The sequence below is a fragment of the Pseudomonas brassicacearum subsp. neoaurantiaca genome (assembly GCF_013608025.1).
Classification (GTDB): domain Bacteria; phylum Pseudomonadota; class Gammaproteobacteria; order Pseudomonadales; family Pseudomonadaceae; genus Aquipseudomonas.
This window is the reverse complement of the sequence record NZ_VDLV01000010.1, coordinates 138,421-157,861: the sequence shown is the minus strand read 5'-3', so window position 1 is coordinate 157,861 and position 19,441 is coordinate 138,421. Positions and strand designations below refer to the sequence as shown.

Here is a 19,441-nt window from a genome sequence, read left to right as displayed (position 1 = left end):
GAATATGACCGTTGCCATGAAAAAGCAGCTTGATGAAAGCTTGCGTGATGCGCTGTTGACGTTTTATTTGAACAAGGTCGCACCGAAGATTTCCGCGGCTGCGAACCTCAAGACAGCCCAAGACCTTTACGAATATTGGCTACTCGATGTACTGGTCAGCCAGGAGGTGCCCACCACGCCTGTCGCATGCGCCATTGCCAGCCTTCAGCAATACATCAATCGCATCCTGATGAACATGGAGCCCGGCTACGATCAGGCAAGCATCACGCCCGAGCACCTGCAAACGTGGCGCAACGAGATGCATCAATACCCCATCTGGGCGGCTCATCAAACGCTGCTTTATTTCCCGGCGAGTTACCTGGACCCCGCCCTGAGGAACAGCAAGAGCGACAATTTCCGGCAACTTGAAAACGACCTCAACCAGAACCGGATCCAGGCTGAAGCGGTTCAATCGGCGGTCATGGCCTACCTGGCCCGATTCGAAGAAGTCGCCAACCTGAACATTCTCAATGGCTACGTCGACGGTGAAGACTTCGCTAACAGCACCTACTACTTCATCGCCAGATCCCGCACCGAAAATACTTATTTCTGGCGCTCGCTGGACATGGCGCAACGTCCACTGGACGGTACGCAGCCGGATCCGTTTGCCTGGTCGGACTGGGAAAAAGCCGATGTGCCCATTCCCGAAAGTGCGGCGGAGCACACGATTCGTCCTGTCTGGTTCAACAATCGCCTGTTCGTTGTCTGGGCGGAATGCATACAACAGGATCCGAAGGCCTCCAGTATTGCTGATGCCTCTGCCATGCAGCCGGATAACGGCCATCCGCTTTTGCGCCTTAGCTTCTGCTTCAAAAAGCAGAATGGAACATGGAGCACGCCGCGAATTGGGCTGCAGCGGCACTGCGAGGACAAACAGCTTTATGGCAAGGACGTCGATGCTATCAAGTCGTTGCTATGTACCGTTGCCGAACACCATCGCAACGGCATGCAGGATCTGCTTTTCCTGTCATTGGGCGCCAAGGCCGACAGGGAACCTGCAAACGACACCAACTGCATTTTTCTTGGGATCACTCGCATCAACAAAGACCTAAGCTTCCAGCCCTACGCGTCGGACTCTGCCCCGGAAAAAACGAAAGTTGACCTGAAGGTCCTCGATAGAAGAGTTCGAAAAAAGCTCTTTGATACAGATGCCCAACGTATTCAAACCCGAAAGTTTCTCAAATTTATCCAGCTTGGAGTGATTAAAAACAGCGGTATCCTCCTGCCCGAGCACCTCATCTCTCATTCCGATCTTTCTCCTCCAACGATCACCGAAACATCGATAAATGGCCAGGACACTGCGCAGTTCCTGGATTTTTCCGCATCCACTTCAGGTAACAATCCAGGTCAGCCGATCAGGTTGAACACCACATTCGCCGCCGAACTGATCCGTCTTACAGAGAACGGTCTGGATGAACTGTTGGATTGGAAAACACAACGCCTGCCAGAACCGACCATACTCGACAGCGCAAACAACCAGATGGACTTTCACGGCCCTTACGGTCGTTACTTCACCGAGTTGTTCCTTTACTTGCCATGGCTGGTCGCCCATCGCTTGAACGCCGAGCAGCGCTATGAGGAAGCCGAGCGCTGGTTGCGTCGTCTCTTTGACCCGGCTCGCGGCAAAGAAAGCTGCTGGATGGCCGTTCCTTTAATCGATAGCAGTACGCCGTCGTATGCCGACCAAGCGCCCTACGACCCTCACCAGATCGCACTCAGTCATCCGGTGCACTTTCGCAAAGCGCTGTACTTCCTGTACCTCGACATCCTGATCAATCGAGGCGACGCCGCTTACCGCGAATTGACCCCGGACGGCCTCAGCGAGGCAAAGCTGTGGTACGTGCGGGTGTTGGATCTGTTGGGACCACGCCCAATCGTTCAACCGATCGATCATTGGGTGAGCATGAGCCTGCAAACGCTGAGCGAAGCGACCAGTGACAACTTGCGTACATTTGAAGGCTCACTCGCCCCTTCGCAGCCTTCATTGCCGGTTCGCGAAGGTAGCTTGCAGGCGTCCTTGCCAGCCATCGACAGCCCGCATTTGCGCCTGCCATTTCATCCGCAGTTGCTTCACCGCTGGGACGTGGCTGAAAGCCGGCTGCACAACTTGCGGCACAACCTCGACATCGCCGGCAAGCCGCTGCACCTCCCGGCATTCGCAGTCCCGCTGGATCCTCGCGCATCGCCCAGCGCCTCCGTACTGAATACTTCGAACAATACGGTCCAAGGTTTGCCGACCACTTCTATCCCGCACTATCGGTTCTCGGTCATGCACAGCCAGGCCTTGAGCGCAGTGGATAGCCTCAGCCAATTTGGCGCCTCGCTGCTATCGCTGATCGAGCGCAAGGAGCAGGCACAGATACAAGAGCTACAGCAGCAGCAAGCCTGGAACCTGGCAAAAATCTCGGTCGACCTGCAACGCCAGGCCTTGAATATTGATCGTCAGAACCGCCAGGCGCTGCTCGCCAGCCAGGCAATTGCTCAAAGCCGCGCGACCCATTACAAAAAACTCCTCGACGATGGTCTGAGTGACAAGGAAATAAACGTCAGTGCGTTCCATATAACCAGCGGCACGATGGAAGCCGCTGCATTGGCCTTCCAAGTCGCAGCCGCTGGGCTGATGTTGGTTCCGAACGTCGCGGGCTTCAGCTTTGGCGGCAGCCGTTGGGAGGGACCGGCGCTCGCCGCCTCTGCGGCCGCCCATAGCGGCGCGATCATAAACCGCACGATCGCGGCCGACCTGGACCGCCAAGCCATATTCGATCGGCGCCGGGAGGAATGGCATTACAACCATGATCAGTCACGGCTCGAACTGGCCCAGATCGACGCGCAACTGGCGCAGTTTTCCGAGCAGGAAACCGCCACTCGCCTGCAATTGCGCCTGGCCGAATCAACCCTGAGCCAAACCAAGGCCAACTACGATTTTCTCAGCAAACGCTTTACCAAAGCACAGCTGTACCAATGGCTGGACAGCCAGTTTTCGGTGCTTTATCGCCAGGCCTACGACGCCACGCTGTCCCTGTGCTTGGCCGCCGAGAGTGCTTGGCAATACGAAATTGCCAATTTCGACACGCGATTTATTCAACCTGGCGCGTGGAACGCCACCTATCGAGGACTGGGAGCAGGCGAGCAATTGAAACTCGGCCTGACGAACATGCAGGCCGAATATCTACGCCGTAGCGAGCGAGAGCTGGAAATCCGCAAGACGATTTCACTGCGTCAATTGAAGGGCAAGACCAAAGGCCCGACGATCAACAAATCATGGCAAGAGATGCATGCCGACCTGAAGGGAGGCCAATGCGAGTTCGAGCTATCCCACGAACTATTCGAGGACGATTACAAGGGTCAAAATCACTGCCTGCGGCGGATCAAAACCATCAGTGTTTCATTGCCGGCCGTGGTGGGTCCTTACGAAAACATCCGGGCCACGCTGACCCAGGTTTCCAGCCAAGTGTTCATGTCCGCTGACTCAAGGCAGGTCATGGAAGGCCTGCGCCCCAACCAGCAAATCGCCCTCTCCACCGGCATCGACGACAACGGTCTGTTCACCCTGAACTTCAACGATGAACGCTACCTGCCGTTCGAATACACCGGTGCGATCTCCAAATGGCGACTGATCTTCCCCAATCCTGAAGCACAAAAAGACCTGCTGGCATCGCTGACCGACATCATCGTACACCTGAGCTATACCGCCAGAGCCGGAGGTTCGCTATGAACGGGCAACCTGCTTTACCGGTGACCGCGCCGTCACTGCCCAAGGGCGGCGGCGCCATCCAGAGCATCGGCAAAGGCTGGAACGTCGTCGGCGCCCACGGCACCGCTTCCTATGAGATTGCCTTGCCGACTTCACCAGGACGAGGCTTTGCTCCGTCCATGTCTTTGAACTACAGCAGTTCGGCCGGCAATGGCTTGTTCGGCATCGGCTGGGGACTGTCGCTGCCCAGCGTGGCGCGACGCACCAGCAAGGGCGTGCCCGCCTATAGCGATGATGACGAGATTGTCGGCCCCAACGGCGTGGTCTGGTTGCCCGAACACGGCACCGCGCCAACCCAAGTCAGTCGCTACAACGGCGTGGACCTGGGCACGACCTATACGGTGACACGTCAGTTACCACGAGTCGAAAGCAGCTTCGACCGAATTGAACATTGGTCGTCGGAGGGCGATAAACCGGGCTTCTGGCTGGTCCACGGTGCCGATGGCGGTTTGCACGTCTACGGAAAAAAAACCGAATCGCGACGGACGGATCCACAGGATCCAAGCCGGGTCGGCGAATGGCTGCTCGACGAAAGCCTGAATGCCCATGGCGAACACATCCTGTATCAGTACGCACGAGAAGACGGCGGAGCCCAACGTTACTTGAGCCATGTGCGTTACGGGAATTTCAAGGCCAACGCCAATCTTCACGCCTGGGAGACAGGCCAGCCCAAGCCGGACCAGTGGCATTTCGAACTAATCTTTGACTATGGCGAACGGAGTACCGCCTATGGCGCAAAACCGTTGTACGAAGGAGACGCACAGCCGCAAAAACGTAGCGATGGGTTCTCTTCGTTTGCCTATGGTTTCGAATTGCGCACCGATCGCCTATGCCGCCAGGTATTGATGTTTCATCATTTTCCCGAGGAGCTGGGCCCCGATCCCGTTCTTGTGCGACGCCTGCTGCTTGAGTACCGCGAGACGCCTCTTGGCTATAACCTGCTGAGCGCCGCGCACGACCAAGCGTTCGACAACGGAGCCTTACCCCAAAGCCGCCCCCCCATCGAGTTTCGCTACAGCGAGTTCAACGGCCAGCCCGACGTTACCGCCTGGAAGCCCTTTGAAAACCTGCCATGGCTCGAAGGCGAGCAAGGTTTTCAATGGGTGGATCTATACGGCGAAGGGTTGCCCGGCGTGCTCCATCGAAACGATGCGACCTGGTATTACCGTGAGCCCATTCGAGCGAAAGCCAAGACTGATGAAGTCGCATACGGCCAGTGGCAAGAGTTGCCCGGGATTCCGGTCGCTGACACAGCTAAACCGCTGCAGCAAACGCTGAGTGACATCACAGGCGATGGTCGATTGGACTGGATCATTGCCCAGCCGGGGCTTAGCGGCTTCTTTTCCCTTGGCGCGGATCGAAAGTGGTCGAGTTTCGCTACCTTTCAAGCGTTTCCAACAGAATTTTTCCTACCCCAGGGGCAGTTGGCCGACTTGATGGGCGAGGGGCTCAGCGATCTTGCCTTGATAGGCCCACGCAGCGTTCGCTTGTACGCCAACCAGCGCGAGCGAGGCTTCGCCGCAGCCCGGGAAGTTCCTCACGACGATGATGACGACGCCTTGCCGGTATCCAACGGGTCGTCCGCCGAGCTGGTCGCTTTCAGTGATCTGCTCGGTAGCGGTCAGCAACACCTGGTACGCATTCGCCACAACGAAGTGAAGTGTTGGCCGAGCCTGGGCCAGGGGCGGTTCGGCACAGGTAAAGTGCTGGGCGATCCGGGCCTCGACTACCAGACCTTCGACGCCTCGCGTATCCGTCTCGCGGACCTGGACGGTTCCGGTGCAGCCGATCTGATCTATCTGCAAGCGGATCGAGCATTGATCTTCATGAACCGCTGCGGCGGCTTCGCTCCCGCGGTTGAATTGCCCTGGCCGGCCGGCCTGCACTACGACAATTTATCTCAGGTGAGCATCGTCGACCTGCAAGGGCTGGGCTGTTCTAGCCTGGTGCTGAGCGTGCCGCATCTGAGCCCAGCGCAACATTGGCGCTATGATTTTGTCGCGGAAAAACCCTATCTGTTGACCGCTTCCAACAACAACATGGGCGCCGCCCACCGCATCGCTTATCGCAGCTCGGCCCAGGAGTGGCTGGACGAGAAAGCCTCAAGAGTCATAGCCAAAGCGTCCCTGGCCTGCCATGTGCCATTGGCGTTGCACCTGGTGTCGCGCCAGGTGCAGCGGGATGAGATTACCGGTACTCGCCAGACCCAGGTCTTTTCCTATCGCCAAGGTTATTACGATGGCTTGGAACGGGAATTCCGTGGCTTCGGATTGCTGATGCAAACCGACAATGAAACCTATCCCAACGATGCCGATTCGCCAGGCTTTACCGAGCCCTGCCTGCAAAAAAGCTGGTTTCATACCGGTCAGGCAGTGGATATGGACCGAGGCGAATATCACAGCACCGATTCGCAAGCCAAGGCACTGGGCAAGGCATTTCTGTGCCGATACAAAGACGACAACAGTGATGACGAATGGGTTGCCGCGACAGACGAAGCGACCAGGCTTGAAATGTGCCGCGCCCTGAGCGGTCGTTTACTGCGTCGCGAGACATACGCAGGGGGTAGCAACAAGACGCTGTATTCGGTTCAGGAAAACCGTTATCGAATCCGTCTACAACAGGCGCCCCAGGCCCAGCGCCGCTATGCCTCCCTGCTGGCACTGCTGCTGGAATCCATCAGTTACCAGTACGAAGGCCAGGACGCTGACCCGCAATGCCAGCACACGATCAATTTGCAGCATGATCAGTACGGTTCAGTGATCCACAGCGTGAACGTCCACTACGCTCGACGCAAAACGCCCGAAGATAGGGTACCGTTCAGCGATCCAGACCAGCAACAATGGTGGCGAGACGCACATGACCCGGCGCAACAGTTTTACTACCTGACGCAAACCCGCGCCGAATTCATCAATTTGCACACGCCTCAAAAATGGCGCCTGGGTTTACCTTATCGCCAGCGAACCACCGCGTTGAAACGGCCCAAGGCACCTGAAGCCGAAGGGCTGGCTGCGCAGCGCATCAGCCATGAAGCGTTCATCGGACTGTTCCTCGACCCGAGCCTGACGCCCACGGGCGTTCTGACCAGCCTTTGCCTGACGCGCTACAAAAAGGCTTCGTCCGACGAAACCCTGGCCGACGGCGAAGCCAGCTTCGAAGCCTTGGTCGCGTATCTGGAAACCGCGGAGCTGGACGAAACTGCCCTGCAAGCCTTCGACCTATTGCCAGAAAACTCTCGCCCCGAGGAAACCCTGCTGCACGAAATCGGCTATGGACGCATGGCCGACTTTCTTCCGACGGGCACTGCGTCGAGGACGCTCTGGTCGGTCAAAAGTGGCTTCGCGACGTATGCCGGTTTGGAAGGCTTTTATAAAACCCAGACCGTGCAGCCGAGCAACAGCCACGGCGCGACCAAGGTCCGATACGACCCATACGCTTGCTTTGTCACTGAGTTCGAACTGCCTGACGGCTGTGTGACCCATGCTGAATATGATTACCGCACATCGCGGCCCCAGTGCGTCAAAGACCCCGACGGCAACGTACAGGAAGGCCTCGTCGATGCCTTCGGCCAAGTATTTGCCAGCACCTTTTACGGTAGTGAGAACAACAACCCCGTGGGCTTCAAACCGATCGCAGCGTTCAAGCCATCGTTCAAGAGCCCGGCAGAAGCGATCGCACGGAGCAACGACGCTTTGCAAGACGCCGCCACCGCTGTCTATTACGCGCCATTCAGTTGGATGGGAAACGTATCGTCGACCGCCCGCATGGACGCCGCCTGGCTAGAGCGCTGCGTGACCAATGGTGACGTACTGCCAACCGGGCATATCCGTGCTTCGGCTCGTCCCCGGCTGTCAAGACTGGAGGTACTGACCGAAGACGACAAAAAACTGAAACGCGAAATTCGCAACGCGAAACGTGAGCCGGTACACATCGCCACACTTGTCGCCGATCGTTATCCCGACGATGACCAGAGACAAATCCGTATCAGCATGAGGTGCTTCGATGGCTTCGGTCGGCTGTTGCAAAACAAGCAATTGGACGAGCCGGGCTTGGCTTACATCGTTGACGCCAAGGGTGAACTCACCGTCAACGACGGCAGGCCGCTGGAGCAAATCACCGCAACGCGCTGGCACGTCAGCGGACGAGTGGAATACAACAGCAAAGGACTGGCGATCCGAATCTACCGCCCTTATTTTGCTGATCAACACCGCCACATCAACGACAAGTCCTTTCGGCAATTCGGTCATTGCGACGAGCAGTTTTACGACGCATTGGGCCGCCCCACCCACACCCGTCTCGCCAAACAGCATGGCCTTTCCTACATGCGGCGACAGACACGTCATCCCTGGTACACCTTGGACGAGGACGAAAACGACACGCTGGAAGAAGTCATGGCCGAACATGCCGCGACCGCTGGAGGTGAGGCATGAACCCACGCTTGCATCGCAAGACGCCCACGATCAATGCCGTTGATAGCCGCGGCCTGACAGTGCGCCATGTTGCCTACTGCCGAAGCAAGGCAGGCGAGGCGCTTCAGATGCGTCTCAGCCAGCAAGAGCATGACGTCGCCGGGAGGCTGGTTGCCCAGCGCGACCCTCGGCTTGCCAACGCAACCGACGCCAATCTTGCGACCGTCCACAGCCTGTCCGGCAAACCACTGCAGGTTAAAAGTGTCGACGCCGGATGGCGCCTGGATTTGCCTGGTGACGCCGGACAGATCCTGCGCAGTTGGGATCAGCGAGGACATCACTGGCGATCAACCTATGACAACCAACTCAGACTGATCTCCATCGAGGAGCAAGCCGCAGGACAAGCGCCACGCACAGTGGAGCGCCTGTGCTATGGCGACAGCTCGCCGGAGTCGGCGACGCTCAATCGGTGCGGCGCACTGATCCGCCACGATGACAGCGCGGGCACCTTGATCATCGATGAATATGCGTTATGCGGCAAACCGCGCAGCCAGACGAGGCGCTTTCTTCCCGAGGTTGAACAACCTGACTGGCCAACCGACGAGGAAGGTCGCGATGTTCTGCTTGAAAAGAGAGAAGGCTACACAACGAATTGGAGCTACGACGCGCTGGGGCAAATCATCCAGCAAACCGATGCGGCTCAACACGAACAGCACCACGCTTTCGATATCGCGGGACAGCTCAAATCCGTAAGTCTGAGGATAAAGGGTGTCGAGACCCGTAAAACCATCGTGAAAGATCTCGTCTACAACGCGTTTGGCCAGGTCGAATCCCAAACCGCCGGCAACGGCGTGACGAGTCGTGCGGTGTTCGACCCGGCCAGCGGGCGACTGGCCTCGCTCAGTGCATCGGCGCCTGGCAAACCCTTGCAAGACCTCCACTACGCCTACGACGCGGTGGGTAACGTGACTCAAATTACCGACAAGGCCCAACCGGAGCGATTCAACAGCAACCAACGGGTCGAAGCCGTCAATACCTTCACCTACGACAGCCTCTACCAGTTGACCAGCGCCACCGGGCGTGAGGCTGCTGGCCTGAGCCGCCCTCCCGCCCTTCCATCCGTCGGCACGATCCCCTTCGATCACACGCAACTATTCAACTTTACCGAGCAATACACATACGACGACGGCGGCAACTTGACTGAACTGCGCCATGTTCGTGATGGAAACAACTACACCCGCACATTGAACGCTGGTGCCGACGGCAATCGCCTTATGTCTTGGAGCCAGGGCCACGATACAACCAAGATGGAATTCGATGGCAACGGTAACCTGCGGGCGCTACGCCCAGGCCTGGCACTGACATGGAATAGCCGCAACCAACTCGACAGTGTGGTGCTGGTCAAGCGTGAAAGCGGTCTCGATGACACCGAGCGCTATGGCTACGACAGCAGCGGTCAACGCGTACGCAAGGTCAAAACGACCCATACCACGTCGCTCACCCATACTGGCGAAGTCCGTTATTTGCCAGGCCTCGAAATCCACACCCGTCATAACGAACGACTGGAAGTCATTACCCTGCAAGCCGGACGCTGCAACGTACGTTATCTGCATTGGACCGAAGGTCGACCGTCCCGTATCGCAGCCAACCAATCGCGCTACGGCCTCGACGACCATCTGGGCTCCAGTTCATTGGAACTCAACGACAAGGCCGACCTGATCAGCCAGGAAAGTTATCTGCCCTATGGAGGAACCGCTTGGGTGGCATCCCGTTCGGCTGTGGAAGCCGATTACCGGACCATTCGCTATTCCGGCAAGGAGCGCGATGCCAGCGGATTGTATTACTACGGGCAGCGGTATTACGCGCCGTGGTTGCAGCGCTGGATCAGTCCCGACCCGGCGGGGGCGGTGGACGGCTTGAACTTGTATTGCATGGTCGGGAATAACCCGATGAGGTATGTCGATCACCAAGGATTGGTACTGACTGACGCCCAAGGAGAACGCGTCGATCCCGTCGAATGGCTGAGACAGGATGGGGAGAACCGCTCGAAAAAAATGATGACCGCCCCCATCCCGCAGAAGAAGGGCAAACAAGGCCCTACCGAAGATCCCGACGCCGGCCCCGGTTTCAGCAAAACAAAACGCAAGGACTTGGTCGTCCACGCCTATGGCGTAGTCCTGGATCGCAAGGGCGACAACGATATAGGCCTCAACGAGTACTACAATCTCACCGGCCCAAAATCCGGCCCGGCGGGATACCGCGGCGTGGACAAAAATTATGACGGCGCCGCCAAAAGCGACAGGTTCTACCTGAACTTCGGAAGCTACAAGATCGGCGATACCCATGACTACCTGGCGGACCTGGGCGAACGGTACAGCGCGACGAAAAACGACCCCGTCCATAAATTCGAGCTGGACCCTGATCTGCTGAAGCTCGAGCCGACGCTGAGCAGGACAGTCGAGACCCTGTACGAACTCCAGCCACACACCCGGCAGCTCATCGCCACGCACATCGAGAAAACCAACGGCATCATTCCCGTGCGCGCCGGAGGACCAGGGGCTCACGGAGAAGTCCGTGTACTCAACTCAATCGTGGCGCTCTATCCGGGTCAAGTTGAAAGGGTGCTGTCGGATACGCATCTGTTCACTGAAAAGTTGACCAGCGTGACGCAACCGGAACCGTTCATTGCTTGCTTCAACTGCAGCGGCATTATTCCCGATGAGGTCAACATTCCATCGGGCCGCAACCTCAGAGACTATGAGTCGTACAACTCTCACGTGTCGGCAATAAATCGCCTTCCAGCGTAAAGGCAGCACGTCGTGACCGGGCATGCTGAGGCAAACCTTGATCGGTTCGTATCAGCTCCATGAACCAACCATGACCGGCCAGCCCATCAACGTTCATGCAGGTTGCGTCTCACACACTGATCGCGTTGGTAAATACCAACCGATTCCCGAACGGATCACTGATCGCCATGTCCTGGCTACCCCAGGGCATGGCCTGGATCTGCGGGTGGGCGTAGCGGTATTGCTTGGCGAGCAATTGTTGCTGGAAGGCTTCCAGCTCATCGGTCTCGATTCGCAGCGCCGAGCCCGGCGTGCAATCACCGTGATGCTCGGACAGGTGCAACACGCAATCACCACGGGAGACTTGCAGATAAACCGGGAAGTTGTCACCGAAGCGGTGTTGCCAGTCGACGGTAAAGCCCAGGAAGTCGACATAGAACGCCAACGCCTTGGCTTCGTCGAAGATCCGCAGGATTGGAGTGATTTTACCGAAGCTCATGGGTTGCTCCCTGGCTGAAAAGACCCAGTTTAGATGGGTTGAACCCATTGCTTCGGCCTTTATCCCGGGTTCTTTAGTGTCGCAGTGCCATTATCGTGACGCCAATTAAAGCGATATCAGGCGCTCGCGTGCGTTCAAACGCTACTCAATCGACTCGAATCCCCGGCGCAGATCGCCTTCACGCGCCAGGAAACGTCCTTGCCTTTGTCCGTTCGCTTGCCCCTCGCGATAACTCAGGACGCCATTGACCCACACCCCATCGATGCCTTCGGCGGCCCGTTGTGGCGTGTTGAAATCAGCGACGTCGCGAACGGTTTGTGGATTGAACAACACCAGGTCCGCCCAGTGTCCTTCACGGATTTCACCTCGGTCCTTCAGGCCGAAGCGCGCCGCTGAAAGACCGGTCATCTTGTGCACGGCGGTGTGCAAAGGAAAAAGCCCAACGTCTCGACTGAAATGTCCCAGCACCCTCGGGAAAGCGCCCCACAGACGAGGATGGGGAAACGGATCTTCTGGCAGACCGTCGGAGCCAACCATGGACAATGGATGCGCGAGGATTCGTCTTACGTCGCTTTCGTCCATGCCGTAGTACACCGCACCCGCTGGCTGTAGGCGACGAGCAGCTTCGAGGAGCGACACCTGCCATTCAGCGGCAATGTCCGTCAGGTCTCGGCCGCCCATGTGCGGATGCGGCGTCGACCAGGTAATGGTGATGCGATGGGCATCGGTGACTTGCTTGAGGTCCAGGGTCGAAGAACTCGCGGCGTAGGGGTAGCAGTCACAACCGACGGGATGGCTTTTCGCCGCGCTCTCCAGCGCCGCGAGCACCTGCGGGCTCCGCCCCCAATTACCCGCACCAGCACACTTGAGATGGGAAATGATCACCGGACTCTGCGCGTGTCGACCAATCTGGAAAGCTTCGTCCATCGCTTCCAGGACTGGCTCGAATTCGCTGCGCAAATGGGTGGTGTAGACCGCGCCGAACGCAGCCAACTCTTCGGTCAGTTGCATGACCTCATCGGTAGATGCACAGAAGGCGTTGGCATAAGCCAGGCCAGTGGACAAACCCAGCGCACCGTCCTCCAGGCTTTCGCGCAGTTGCTGACGCATGGCGGCGATTTCTCCCACCGAGGCCGTGCGCAACAAATCATCCATGTGATTGCTGCGCAACGCCGTGTGACCGACCAATGCCGCCACATTGACCGCCGGCGACGCCGCCTCCACCGCCGAACGATAATCAGCGAAACGTGGGTAGGCGAACGCCTGGGCCGTGCCGAGCAGATTCATCGGGTCTGGCGGATCGCCCCGAAGGCTGACGGGGGATGCGCTGATGCCGCAATTGCCAACAATCACCGTGGTCACGCCCTGGCTGAGCTTGGGCAGCATCTGCGGTTGGCGGATGACCACCGTGTCGTCGTGGGTGTGCACATCGATGAAGCCCGGCGCCAGCACGCGGCAGGCGGCGTCGATTTCTTCCCGCGCGCGCGCTTCGCGCAGCTCACCGATGCGCTCGATGCGCCCCCCGTGGATCGCTACGTCGGCGCGGTAGCCAGGGGTGTCGCGGCCATCGATGACCAGCGCATCGCGGATAAGCGTGTCGTACAGCATGTCAGTCTCCCAGCGGCAGGTGATCGTCGCCGCCACGGTAATCGTCCAGGGCGAGTTTGACCCGCCGCAGGCGCTCTTGATTGTCTTCGGGGTGGGCCAGCGCCAGCTCGGTGGCGAGCACGTCGATGGCCAGCAACATGCCGTAGCGCGCCGCCGTGGGTTTGTAGATGAAGGAAGTTTCGGCGCCTTGCAGAGGCAGCACCACATCGGCCAAACGAGCCAGTGGCGAATCGGTGCGGGTGATGGCCAGGATCGGAGTGCCGTAACTGCGGGCCAGTTCAACCGCACTCAACAGCTCCGGCGTGATACCGGTCAGTGAACAGGCGATGACCAGATGTTGGTCACTCAGCGAGGTGGCGGTGATGCGCATCATCACCGGATCGCGGCAGGCGGCGATCGGGTAGCCGAAACGCACCAGGCGCACCTGCAATTCCTCGCTGCAAAGGGCCGACCAGCCACCGAGGCCGAACGCGTGGATCATCCGTGCCTTGCCAATCATCCGCACCGCATCACCGAACCGCGACTCTTCGAAGCCCGACAGATGCTGGCGCAACGTCGACTCGATATCGCCGACGATCTGCCCGTAAAACGCCGATTGTTCAGGGGCGCCAGCTGGGTCGAGGAAACGGCTGCCGACGCCACTGGCCTGGGCCAGTTGCAAGCGCAAATCCCGCAGGTCTCGACAGCCGACGGTCCGGGCGAAGCGCGACAGCGTGGCGCTGCTGACTTCGGCGCGCAGGGCAAGTTCGTCGAGGCTGGCGGAGGCGGCGAATCCTACGTCGTCGAGCATCAGACGGGCGATTCTTCCTTCGCCGGCGCTGAAGGAATCCTGGCGGGAGCGGATCTGGTAGAGGATGTCCATGACGGTTCCTTGCAATGGCGGTCAAAGCACACGTGCGAGCCCTAGCGTCAAACCGAATGCGACCACCGAGATCAGCGTTTCGAGCACGGTCCAGGTCTTGAAGGTTTGCGCGACGGTCATATTGAAGTATTCCTTGATCAGCCAGAAGCCGCCGTCGTTGACGTGAGAAAAGATAACCGACCCGGCCCCGGTCGCCAGCACCAGCAGTTCGGGATGGGGATAACCCAAGCCGATCGCTACGGGCGCGACGATGCCCGACGCAGTGGTCATGGCCACCGTGGCCGACCCCGTGGCAACCCGCATCAACGCGGCGAACAGCCAGCCCATGACCAGCGGAGACAATTGGAATTCCTGGGCCAGGCCGACAATCTGCTGCGTCACTCCGGCGTCCACCAGAATCCGGTTCAACCCGCCGCCGGCGCCGACCAGCAAGGTGATACTGGCGGTCGGCGCCAGGCATTCATTGGTGAATTTGAGGATCGATTCGCGGTTAAAACCCTGGGCCAGGCCAAGAGTCCAGAAGCTGAGGATGGTCGCCAGCAACAAAGCGATCACCGAGTTGCCGATGAACAGCAGGAATTGATTGAAACCGCTGCCCGGCGTGGAGATCAGGTTGGCCCAGCCGCCGATCAGCATCAGGATCACCGGCAGCAGAATCGTCCCCAGCGTTATGCCGAAACCTGGCAGGTTGGCCCGTGGCTCGCGGTCGAGAAATTGCCGCTCCAATGGGTTTTCAGCCGGAAGCTGGATGCGCGGGACGATGAATTTGGCGTACAGCGGGCCGGCGATGATCGCAGTGGGAATGCCGATCAGGATCGCGTAAAGCAAGGTCTGCCCCACCGAGGCCTGGAACGCCTGTACCGCCAGCATCGCCGCCGGATGCGGCGGCACCAGCGCATGGACCACCGAAAGGCCCGCGACCATCGGCAGCCCCACCATCAGGATCGACACGCCCACGCGCCGGGCGATGGTGAACGCGATAGGCACCAGCAGCACGAAACCGACTTCGAAGAACAGCGGCAGCCCAACCAGAAAGGCGATGCAAACCATTGCCCAGTGGGCGTTGCGCTCGCCGAAGCGTTCGATCAGCGTCTGCGCCATTCGCTCGGCCCCGCCGGACTCGGCCATCATCTTGCCGAGCATCGTGCCCAAGGCCACCACCAGCGCGATGTGCCCCAGCGTCTTGCCGACACCCGCTTCGTACGCCCCGACCACACCTGAGGGCGGCATCCCGGCCAGCAGCGCCAGGCCAATCGACACCAGGGTAATCACGATGAACGGATTGAGCCGGTAGCGCGCAATCAGGACGATCAACGCAATAATCGCGATCGCCGCGTAGACCAACAGCCAATAACCGAAAGCAGGTGCCATGCGTGACTCCTCGAATGGGGTGACGTCGATGTGTTGTGAAACTCATAAATCATTTCGACGAAAAATCTTCAAACCCAATGAAAGTAATTTTCGCGCACAGACAAAAAATGTCGCTGACGGACATCGCGACTTGGCCTCGATGAAAATCCAGCGCAAGACTTTCATCGAACTTGTGGCGAGGGAGCTTGCTCCCGCTGGGCTGCGAAGCAGCCCCAAATTCATCAACCCAATCGACCAACGGCTGGCCGCCCCGCACTCAATTCCGTACCATCCGCTCCTGTTTTTACACCGCTTCCCCGGCAGCCGGCTCTCCATCGGCGCCCAGTCAGGTAAACCATGAAACCAGCACGTCTTCGCGCCGACGCCCTCGCCGGCCTCACCACCTCTTTCGCCTTGCTCCCCGAATGCATCGCCTTCGCCCTCGTGGCCCACCTCAACCCGCTGATGGGGCTGTACGGCGCGTTCATCATTTGTACGCTGACCGCGTTGTTCGGCGGGCGGCCCGGGATGGTCTCAGGCGCGGCGGGGTCGATGGCCGTGGTGATCGTCGCGCTGGTGGTCCAGCACGGAGTGCAATACCTGTTGGCGACCGTGCTGCTGGGTGGGCTGATCATGATGGCGTTCGGGCTGCTGCGGCTGGGCAAACTGGTGCGCATGGTGCCGCACCCGGTGATGCTCGGCTTCGTCAATGGCTTGGCCATTGTGATCGCGCTGGCGCAACTGGAGCATTTCAAGCGCGACGGCGCCTGGCTGAGCGGCCCGCCGCTTTATCTGATGGCGGGCCTGGTGGCGCTGACAATGGCCATCGTCTACCTGCTGCCACGCCTGACCCGCAGCGTGCCGCCGGCCCTGGTGGCAATCCTCGGCATCGGCCTGGCGGTCTACCTGCTTGGCCTGCCGACCCGGACGCTGGGCGACATGGCGCACATCGCCGGCGGCTTGCCGGTTCTCGCCCTGCCGGACATTCCCTGGAATCTGGAAACCCTGCAAATCGTCGCGCCCTATGCGGTGATCATGGCGATGGTCGGTTTGCTGGAAACCTTGCTGACCCTGAACCTGACCGATGAAATCACCGAGAGCCGCGGCTATCCGGACCGTGAATGCGTGGCATTGGGCGCCGCCAATATGGCCTCCGGGCTGCTGGGTGGCATGGGCGGGTGCGCGATGATCGGGCAGACGATGATCAACCTCAGCTCGGGCGGACGCGGGCGGCTGTCGGGTGTGGTGGCCGGGGTGATGGTGTTGCTGTTCGTGTTGTTCCTGTCGCCGCTGATCGAACGCATTCCGCTGGCGGCGCTGGTGGGCGTCATGTTCGTGGTGTCCCAGCAGACGTTTGCCTGGGCCTCGTTGCGGGTGGTGAACAAGGTGCCGGCGAACGACGTGCTGGTGATCGTCGCGGTGACCGTCATCACGGTGTTCACCGACCTGGCCGTGGCCGTGCTCTGCGGGATCATCATCGCAGCGCTCAATTTCGCCTGGCAACAAGCCCGGGAACTGTACGCCGATGCGCACCAGGAAGCGGACGGCAGCAAGCTCTATCACTTGCATGGCACGTTGTTCTTCGCCTCGACGACCCAGTTCCTCAATCAGTTCGACCCGGCCAATGACCCGGCCCTGGTGACCGTCGATTGCCGTCACTTGCGCTTCGTCGACTACTCCGCCGTCGCCGCGCTGAAGACCCTGCGCGAACGCTACAGCAAGGCCGGCAAGCATCTGCGCGTGTTCCACCTGTCGGAGCGTTGCAAGCGAATGCTCAAGCGCGCGGGTGTGCAGCACGACTGACCAGTCGCCAACACAAAACCTGTGGGAGCGAGCTTGCTCGCGATAGCGGCTTATCAGTCGAGTTCAGTATCGGCTGGTCGGACGCCATCGCGAGCAAGCTCGCTCCCACAGAGGTTTTGGGGTGAGCAGAGACCAGGTGGTTGTCGGCGGTCAAATGTGGGAGCGAGCCTGCTCGCGAATGCGGTCTGCCAGTCAAAGCTGATGTTGCCTGGCCCTGCGCTTTCGCGAGCAGGCTCGCTCCCACAAGGGTGCCTGATTGCGCTGGCATTACCGGTGTGACTTACACCATCTCATCAAGAATCCACTCCACCACCGATGTCCGCTTCGGCGTCCAGCCGAGCAGCTCACGGGCATTCGTGCCGCGTACACGACTGTTGGAGCCCAGGCCATAGTTGGCCATTTCATACCCCCACTCGGCCTCGGCCTCCTTCAACGGCCAATCCTGTGGCGCATCAAGATCCAATGCCCGAGCCATCGCGGTGGTCATCTCGATAAACGACGCTTCGCCGCTTTCGACAAAGTAGAACGTGCCGGGCCGGTTATGGGTGAGCGCCAACGCGTACAGCTCGACCACATCCTCGATGTGCACGTTGGACCAGATGTTCTGCCCTGGCCCGACATGCCGCACCACGCCACTTTTACGAGCCTGCTTGAGCAGACGCGGCAGTTGCACGCTGTCACGCTTGACGCCCAGGCTGTGGCCATAGATCAAGGTGTTGCAGATGACCGCCGAGTTCACACCGTGCTTGGCAGCCTCCAGGATCAGGTTATCGATGGCGACACGTGCAGCCTTGTCGGCGGTGGGTTGCGGCAGGTTGTTTTCGTAGTAGATGTCATCGCTGGCGCGACCGCCCGAGGCATCGCCGACGATGCTCGAACCGCTGGTGTGCAACAACACTTTGTTCGAACCCTCGAGGGCTTCGACCAACGCCTCGGCCGCACCACGATGGTCGCTGCTGGCGGCATTGATCACCGCGTCGGCGGCACGGGCCTGCTCGGCCAGGAGCGCGCTGTCTTCCAGGGTGCCGATGACCGGCGTGATGCCCCGCGCGGTCAACTCGGTAGCCTGCTCGACACTGCGCACCAGGCCGGTGACGTGATGCCCGGCCCGCACGAGGCCAGTGGCAATGGAACCGCCGATAAAACCGGCAGCACCGGTGACGAATACGTTCATGGCTAACTCCTTGGCAAGCTAAGTGATGGGACGAGTATCGTGGGCCAGTCCTTGCCGAAACAGCCCACATTGCCCAAATCACTCTTGCCTTGAAGTCACGAATCAGCCCTTGAATTCCCGCGAGGCATATTCGGCGAGCTTGCCTTGGATGAAGTCCAGGAAGCACTGGATTCGCAAGGCCAATTGGGAGTTGCGGTAGTACACCGCGTTGATCGGTTGGCGATAGCCGCTGTTGGCATCGGCCAGCAACACCTTGAGATGACCGGCACGAATGTCATCACGGGTCATGAAGTCCGACAAACAGGCAATGCCCTGCCCTTGCAGCGCCAGGTGACGCACCGTTTCACCACTGGACGCGCTGATGGCCGGCTGGATCGGCCAGCGATCACCGTGGACGTGGCGCAGTGGCCACTGGTTGAGCCCGTCGTTCTGGGCAAACCCCAACAAAGAGTGCTCGGCCAGCTCGGCGACGCTCGTGGGCGTGCCACGCCGTTTCAGGTAAGCCGGACTGGCGAGAATGTGCAGCGGGCTGCAACCCAGCGAGCGGGCGTGAAGGGTCGAGTCCGTGAGCGTACCGATGCGGATGGCAACGTCGGTGCTCTGCTCGAGCAGATCGATGATCAAGTCGTTGCTGTTGAGCTCCAACTGGATGTCCGGGTAGAGCGTGCGGAACTCCTCGATGTGAGGAACGATGGCGTGGAGCATGAACGGCGATGCGGCGTTGATCCGCAAGCGCCCGGCGGGGTTCTTCTGGCGGGACGACAAGCGCTCTTCCAGCGCGTCCATCTGGTCGAGAATGCCCTTGGCCTGCTCGAAGAAATACCTGCCCTCCTCGGTCAGGTCCATGCGTCGTGTGGTGCGGTTGATCAACGTAGTGTCGAGCTTGGCTTCCAGGCGCGACAAGGTACGACTGACCGCCGAGGGCGTTTGCCCGACCTGCTCGGCGGCGGCGGAAATCGACCCGCACTCGATCACGCAGACGAAAATCTGCAACTCGTCGGATCTGGCTTTCACAGACATCCTCTCGATGGAATGCACACCCAATGTGAAGGATGCTTTTGTGGCGAGGGAGCTTGCTCCCGCTGGGCGCGGAGCGACCGCTTTTGGGAGGCGCTTCGCACCTCAGCGGGAGCAAGCTCCCTCGCCACGGTTACACCTTC

General features: G+C 59.5%; 11 protein-coding genes. 5 read left to right on the top strand and 6 right to left on the bottom strand.

The genetic code is table 11. The features are described 5' to 3' along the window. Positions 1 to 4 precede the first annotated feature (4 nt). Genes FHK92_RS07445 through FHK92_RS07435 form a run of 3 tightly spaced genes read left to right on the top strand, consistent with a single transcriptional unit; the run spans position 5 to position 11,006 of the window. The gene (locus FHK92_RS07445; RefSeq protein WP_181287505.1) at positions 5 to 3,754 is read left to right on the top strand and encodes a Tc toxin subunit A-related protein; all 3,750 of its coding nucleotides are present in this window, start codon (positions 5 to 7) and stop codon (positions 3,752 to 3,754) included. Beyond that, positions 3,751 to 8,220: a SpvB/TcaC N-terminal domain-containing protein gene (locus FHK92_RS07440; protein WP_181287504.1), complete on the top strand. Its 4,470-nt coding sequence runs from the start codon at positions 3,751 to 3,753 to the stop codon at positions 8,218 to 8,220. The genes FHK92_RS07445 and FHK92_RS07440 overlap by 4 nt, the downstream gene beginning before the upstream one ends. After that, positions 8,217 to 11,006, top strand: coding sequence for an RHS repeat-associated core domain-containing protein (locus FHK92_RS07435; protein WP_181287503.1), 2,790 nt, complete (start codon positions 8,217 to 8,219; stop codon positions 11,004 to 11,006). The genes FHK92_RS07440 and FHK92_RS07435 overlap by 4 nt, the downstream gene beginning before the upstream one ends. Positions 11,007 to 11,115: 109 nt before the next feature. Here FHK92_RS07435 and FHK92_RS07430 read toward each other — a convergent pair whose 3' ends face one another. The 4 genes from FHK92_RS07430 to FHK92_RS07415 form a co-directional block, all read right to left on the bottom strand. After that, positions 11,116 to 11,484, bottom strand: coding sequence for a glyoxalase superfamily protein (locus FHK92_RS07430; protein WP_181287502.1), 369 nt, complete (start codon positions 11,482 to 11,484; stop codon positions 11,116 to 11,118). A gap of 141 nt (positions 11,485 to 11,625) precedes the next feature. Continuing rightward, complete coding sequence (locus FHK92_RS07425; RefSeq protein ID WP_181287501.1) at positions 11,626 to 13,092, bottom strand: N-acyl-D-amino-acid deacylase family protein; 1,467 nt, start codon at positions 13,090 to 13,092, stop codon at positions 11,626 to 11,628. 1 nt (position 13,093) lies between these two features. Further along, positions 13,094 to 13,954 carry a MurR/RpiR family transcriptional regulator gene (locus FHK92_RS07420; protein ID WP_181287500.1) on the bottom strand — a complete coding sequence of 287 codons (861 nt, stop codon included), beginning with the start codon at positions 13,952 to 13,954 and terminating at the stop codon, positions 13,094 to 13,096. Between the two features lie 21 nt (positions 13,955 to 13,975). Further along, complete coding sequence (locus FHK92_RS07415) at positions 13,976 to 15,325, bottom strand: GntT/GntP/DsdX family permease (protein ID WP_181287499.1); 1,350 nt, start codon at positions 15,323 to 15,325, stop codon at positions 13,976 to 13,978. On the opposite strand from FHK92_RS07415, the gene FHK92_RS07410 reads away from it, so the two are divergent. Further along, positions 15,324 to 15,665 carry a hypothetical protein gene (locus tag FHK92_RS07410; RefSeq protein ID WP_181287498.1) on the top strand — a complete coding sequence of 114 codons (342 nt, stop codon included), beginning with the start codon at positions 15,324 to 15,326 and terminating at the stop codon, positions 15,663 to 15,665. The two genes, FHK92_RS07415 and FHK92_RS07410, sit on opposite strands and share 2 nt — an antisense overlap. Next, positions 15,662 to 17,107, top strand: a complete 1,446-nt coding sequence (locus FHK92_RS07405; protein WP_181287497.1) for a SulP family inorganic anion transporter — start codon at positions 15,662 to 15,664, stop codon at positions 17,105 to 17,107. The genes FHK92_RS07410 and FHK92_RS07405 overlap by 4 nt, the downstream gene beginning before the upstream one ends. Before the next feature lie 280 nt (positions 17,108 to 17,387). On the opposite strand, the gene FHK92_RS07400 is transcribed toward FHK92_RS07405, so the two are convergent. Both FHK92_RS07400 and FHK92_RS07395 read right to left on the bottom strand, forming a co-directional pair. Then, positions 17,388 to 18,281: an NAD-dependent epimerase/dehydratase family protein gene (locus FHK92_RS07400; RefSeq protein ID WP_181287496.1), complete on the bottom strand. Its 894-nt coding sequence runs from the start codon at positions 18,279 to 18,281 to the stop codon at positions 17,388 to 17,390. 102 nt (positions 18,282 to 18,383) lie between these two features. Beyond that, a complete protein-coding gene (locus FHK92_RS07395; RefSeq protein ID WP_181287495.1) occupies positions 18,384 to 19,295 on the bottom strand; it encodes a LysR family transcriptional regulator in 912 nt (303 codons plus the stop codon). Between the last annotated feature and the right edge of the window lie 146 nt (positions 19,296 to 19,441).

What these genes read in the sequence shown, in the direction of transcription:
- FHK92_RS07445 (WP_181287505.1), top strand. Translation starts at nt 5, where the DNA reads ATGACCGTTGCCATGAAAAAGCAGCTTGATGAAAGCTTGCGTGATGCG.
- FHK92_RS07440 (WP_181287504.1), top strand. Translation starts at nt 3,751, where the DNA reads ATGAACGGGCAACCTGCTTTACCGGTGACCGCGCCGTCACTGCCCAAG.
- FHK92_RS07435 (WP_181287503.1), top strand. Translation starts at nt 8,217, where the DNA reads ATGAACCCACGCTTGCATCGCAAGACGCCCACGATCAATGCCGTTGAT.
- FHK92_RS07430 (WP_181287502.1), bottom strand. Translation starts at nt 11,484, where the DNA reads ATGAGCTTCGGTAAAATCACTCCAATCCTGCGGATCTTCGACGAAGCC.
- FHK92_RS07425 (WP_181287501.1), bottom strand. Translation starts at nt 13,092, where the DNA reads ATGCTGTACGACACGCTTATCCGCGATGCGCTGGTCATCGATGGCCGC.
- FHK92_RS07420 (WP_181287500.1), bottom strand. Translation starts at nt 13,954, where the DNA reads ATGGACATCCTCTACCAGATCCGCTCCCGCCAGGATTCCTTCAGCGCC.
- FHK92_RS07410 (WP_181287498.1), top strand. Translation starts at nt 15,324, where the DNA reads ATGCGTGACTCCTCGAATGGGGTGACGTCGATGTGTTGTGAAACTCAT.
- FHK92_RS07415 (WP_181287499.1), bottom strand. Translation starts at nt 15,325, where the DNA reads ATGGCACCTGCTTTCGGTTATTGGCTGTTGGTCTACGCGGCGATCGCG.
- FHK92_RS07405 (WP_181287497.1), top strand. Translation starts at nt 15,662, where the DNA reads ATGAAACCAGCACGTCTTCGCGCCGACGCCCTCGCCGGCCTCACCACC.
- FHK92_RS07400 (WP_181287496.1), bottom strand. Translation starts at nt 18,281, where the DNA reads ATGAACGTATTCGTCACCGGTGCTGCCGGTTTTATCGGCGGTTCCATT.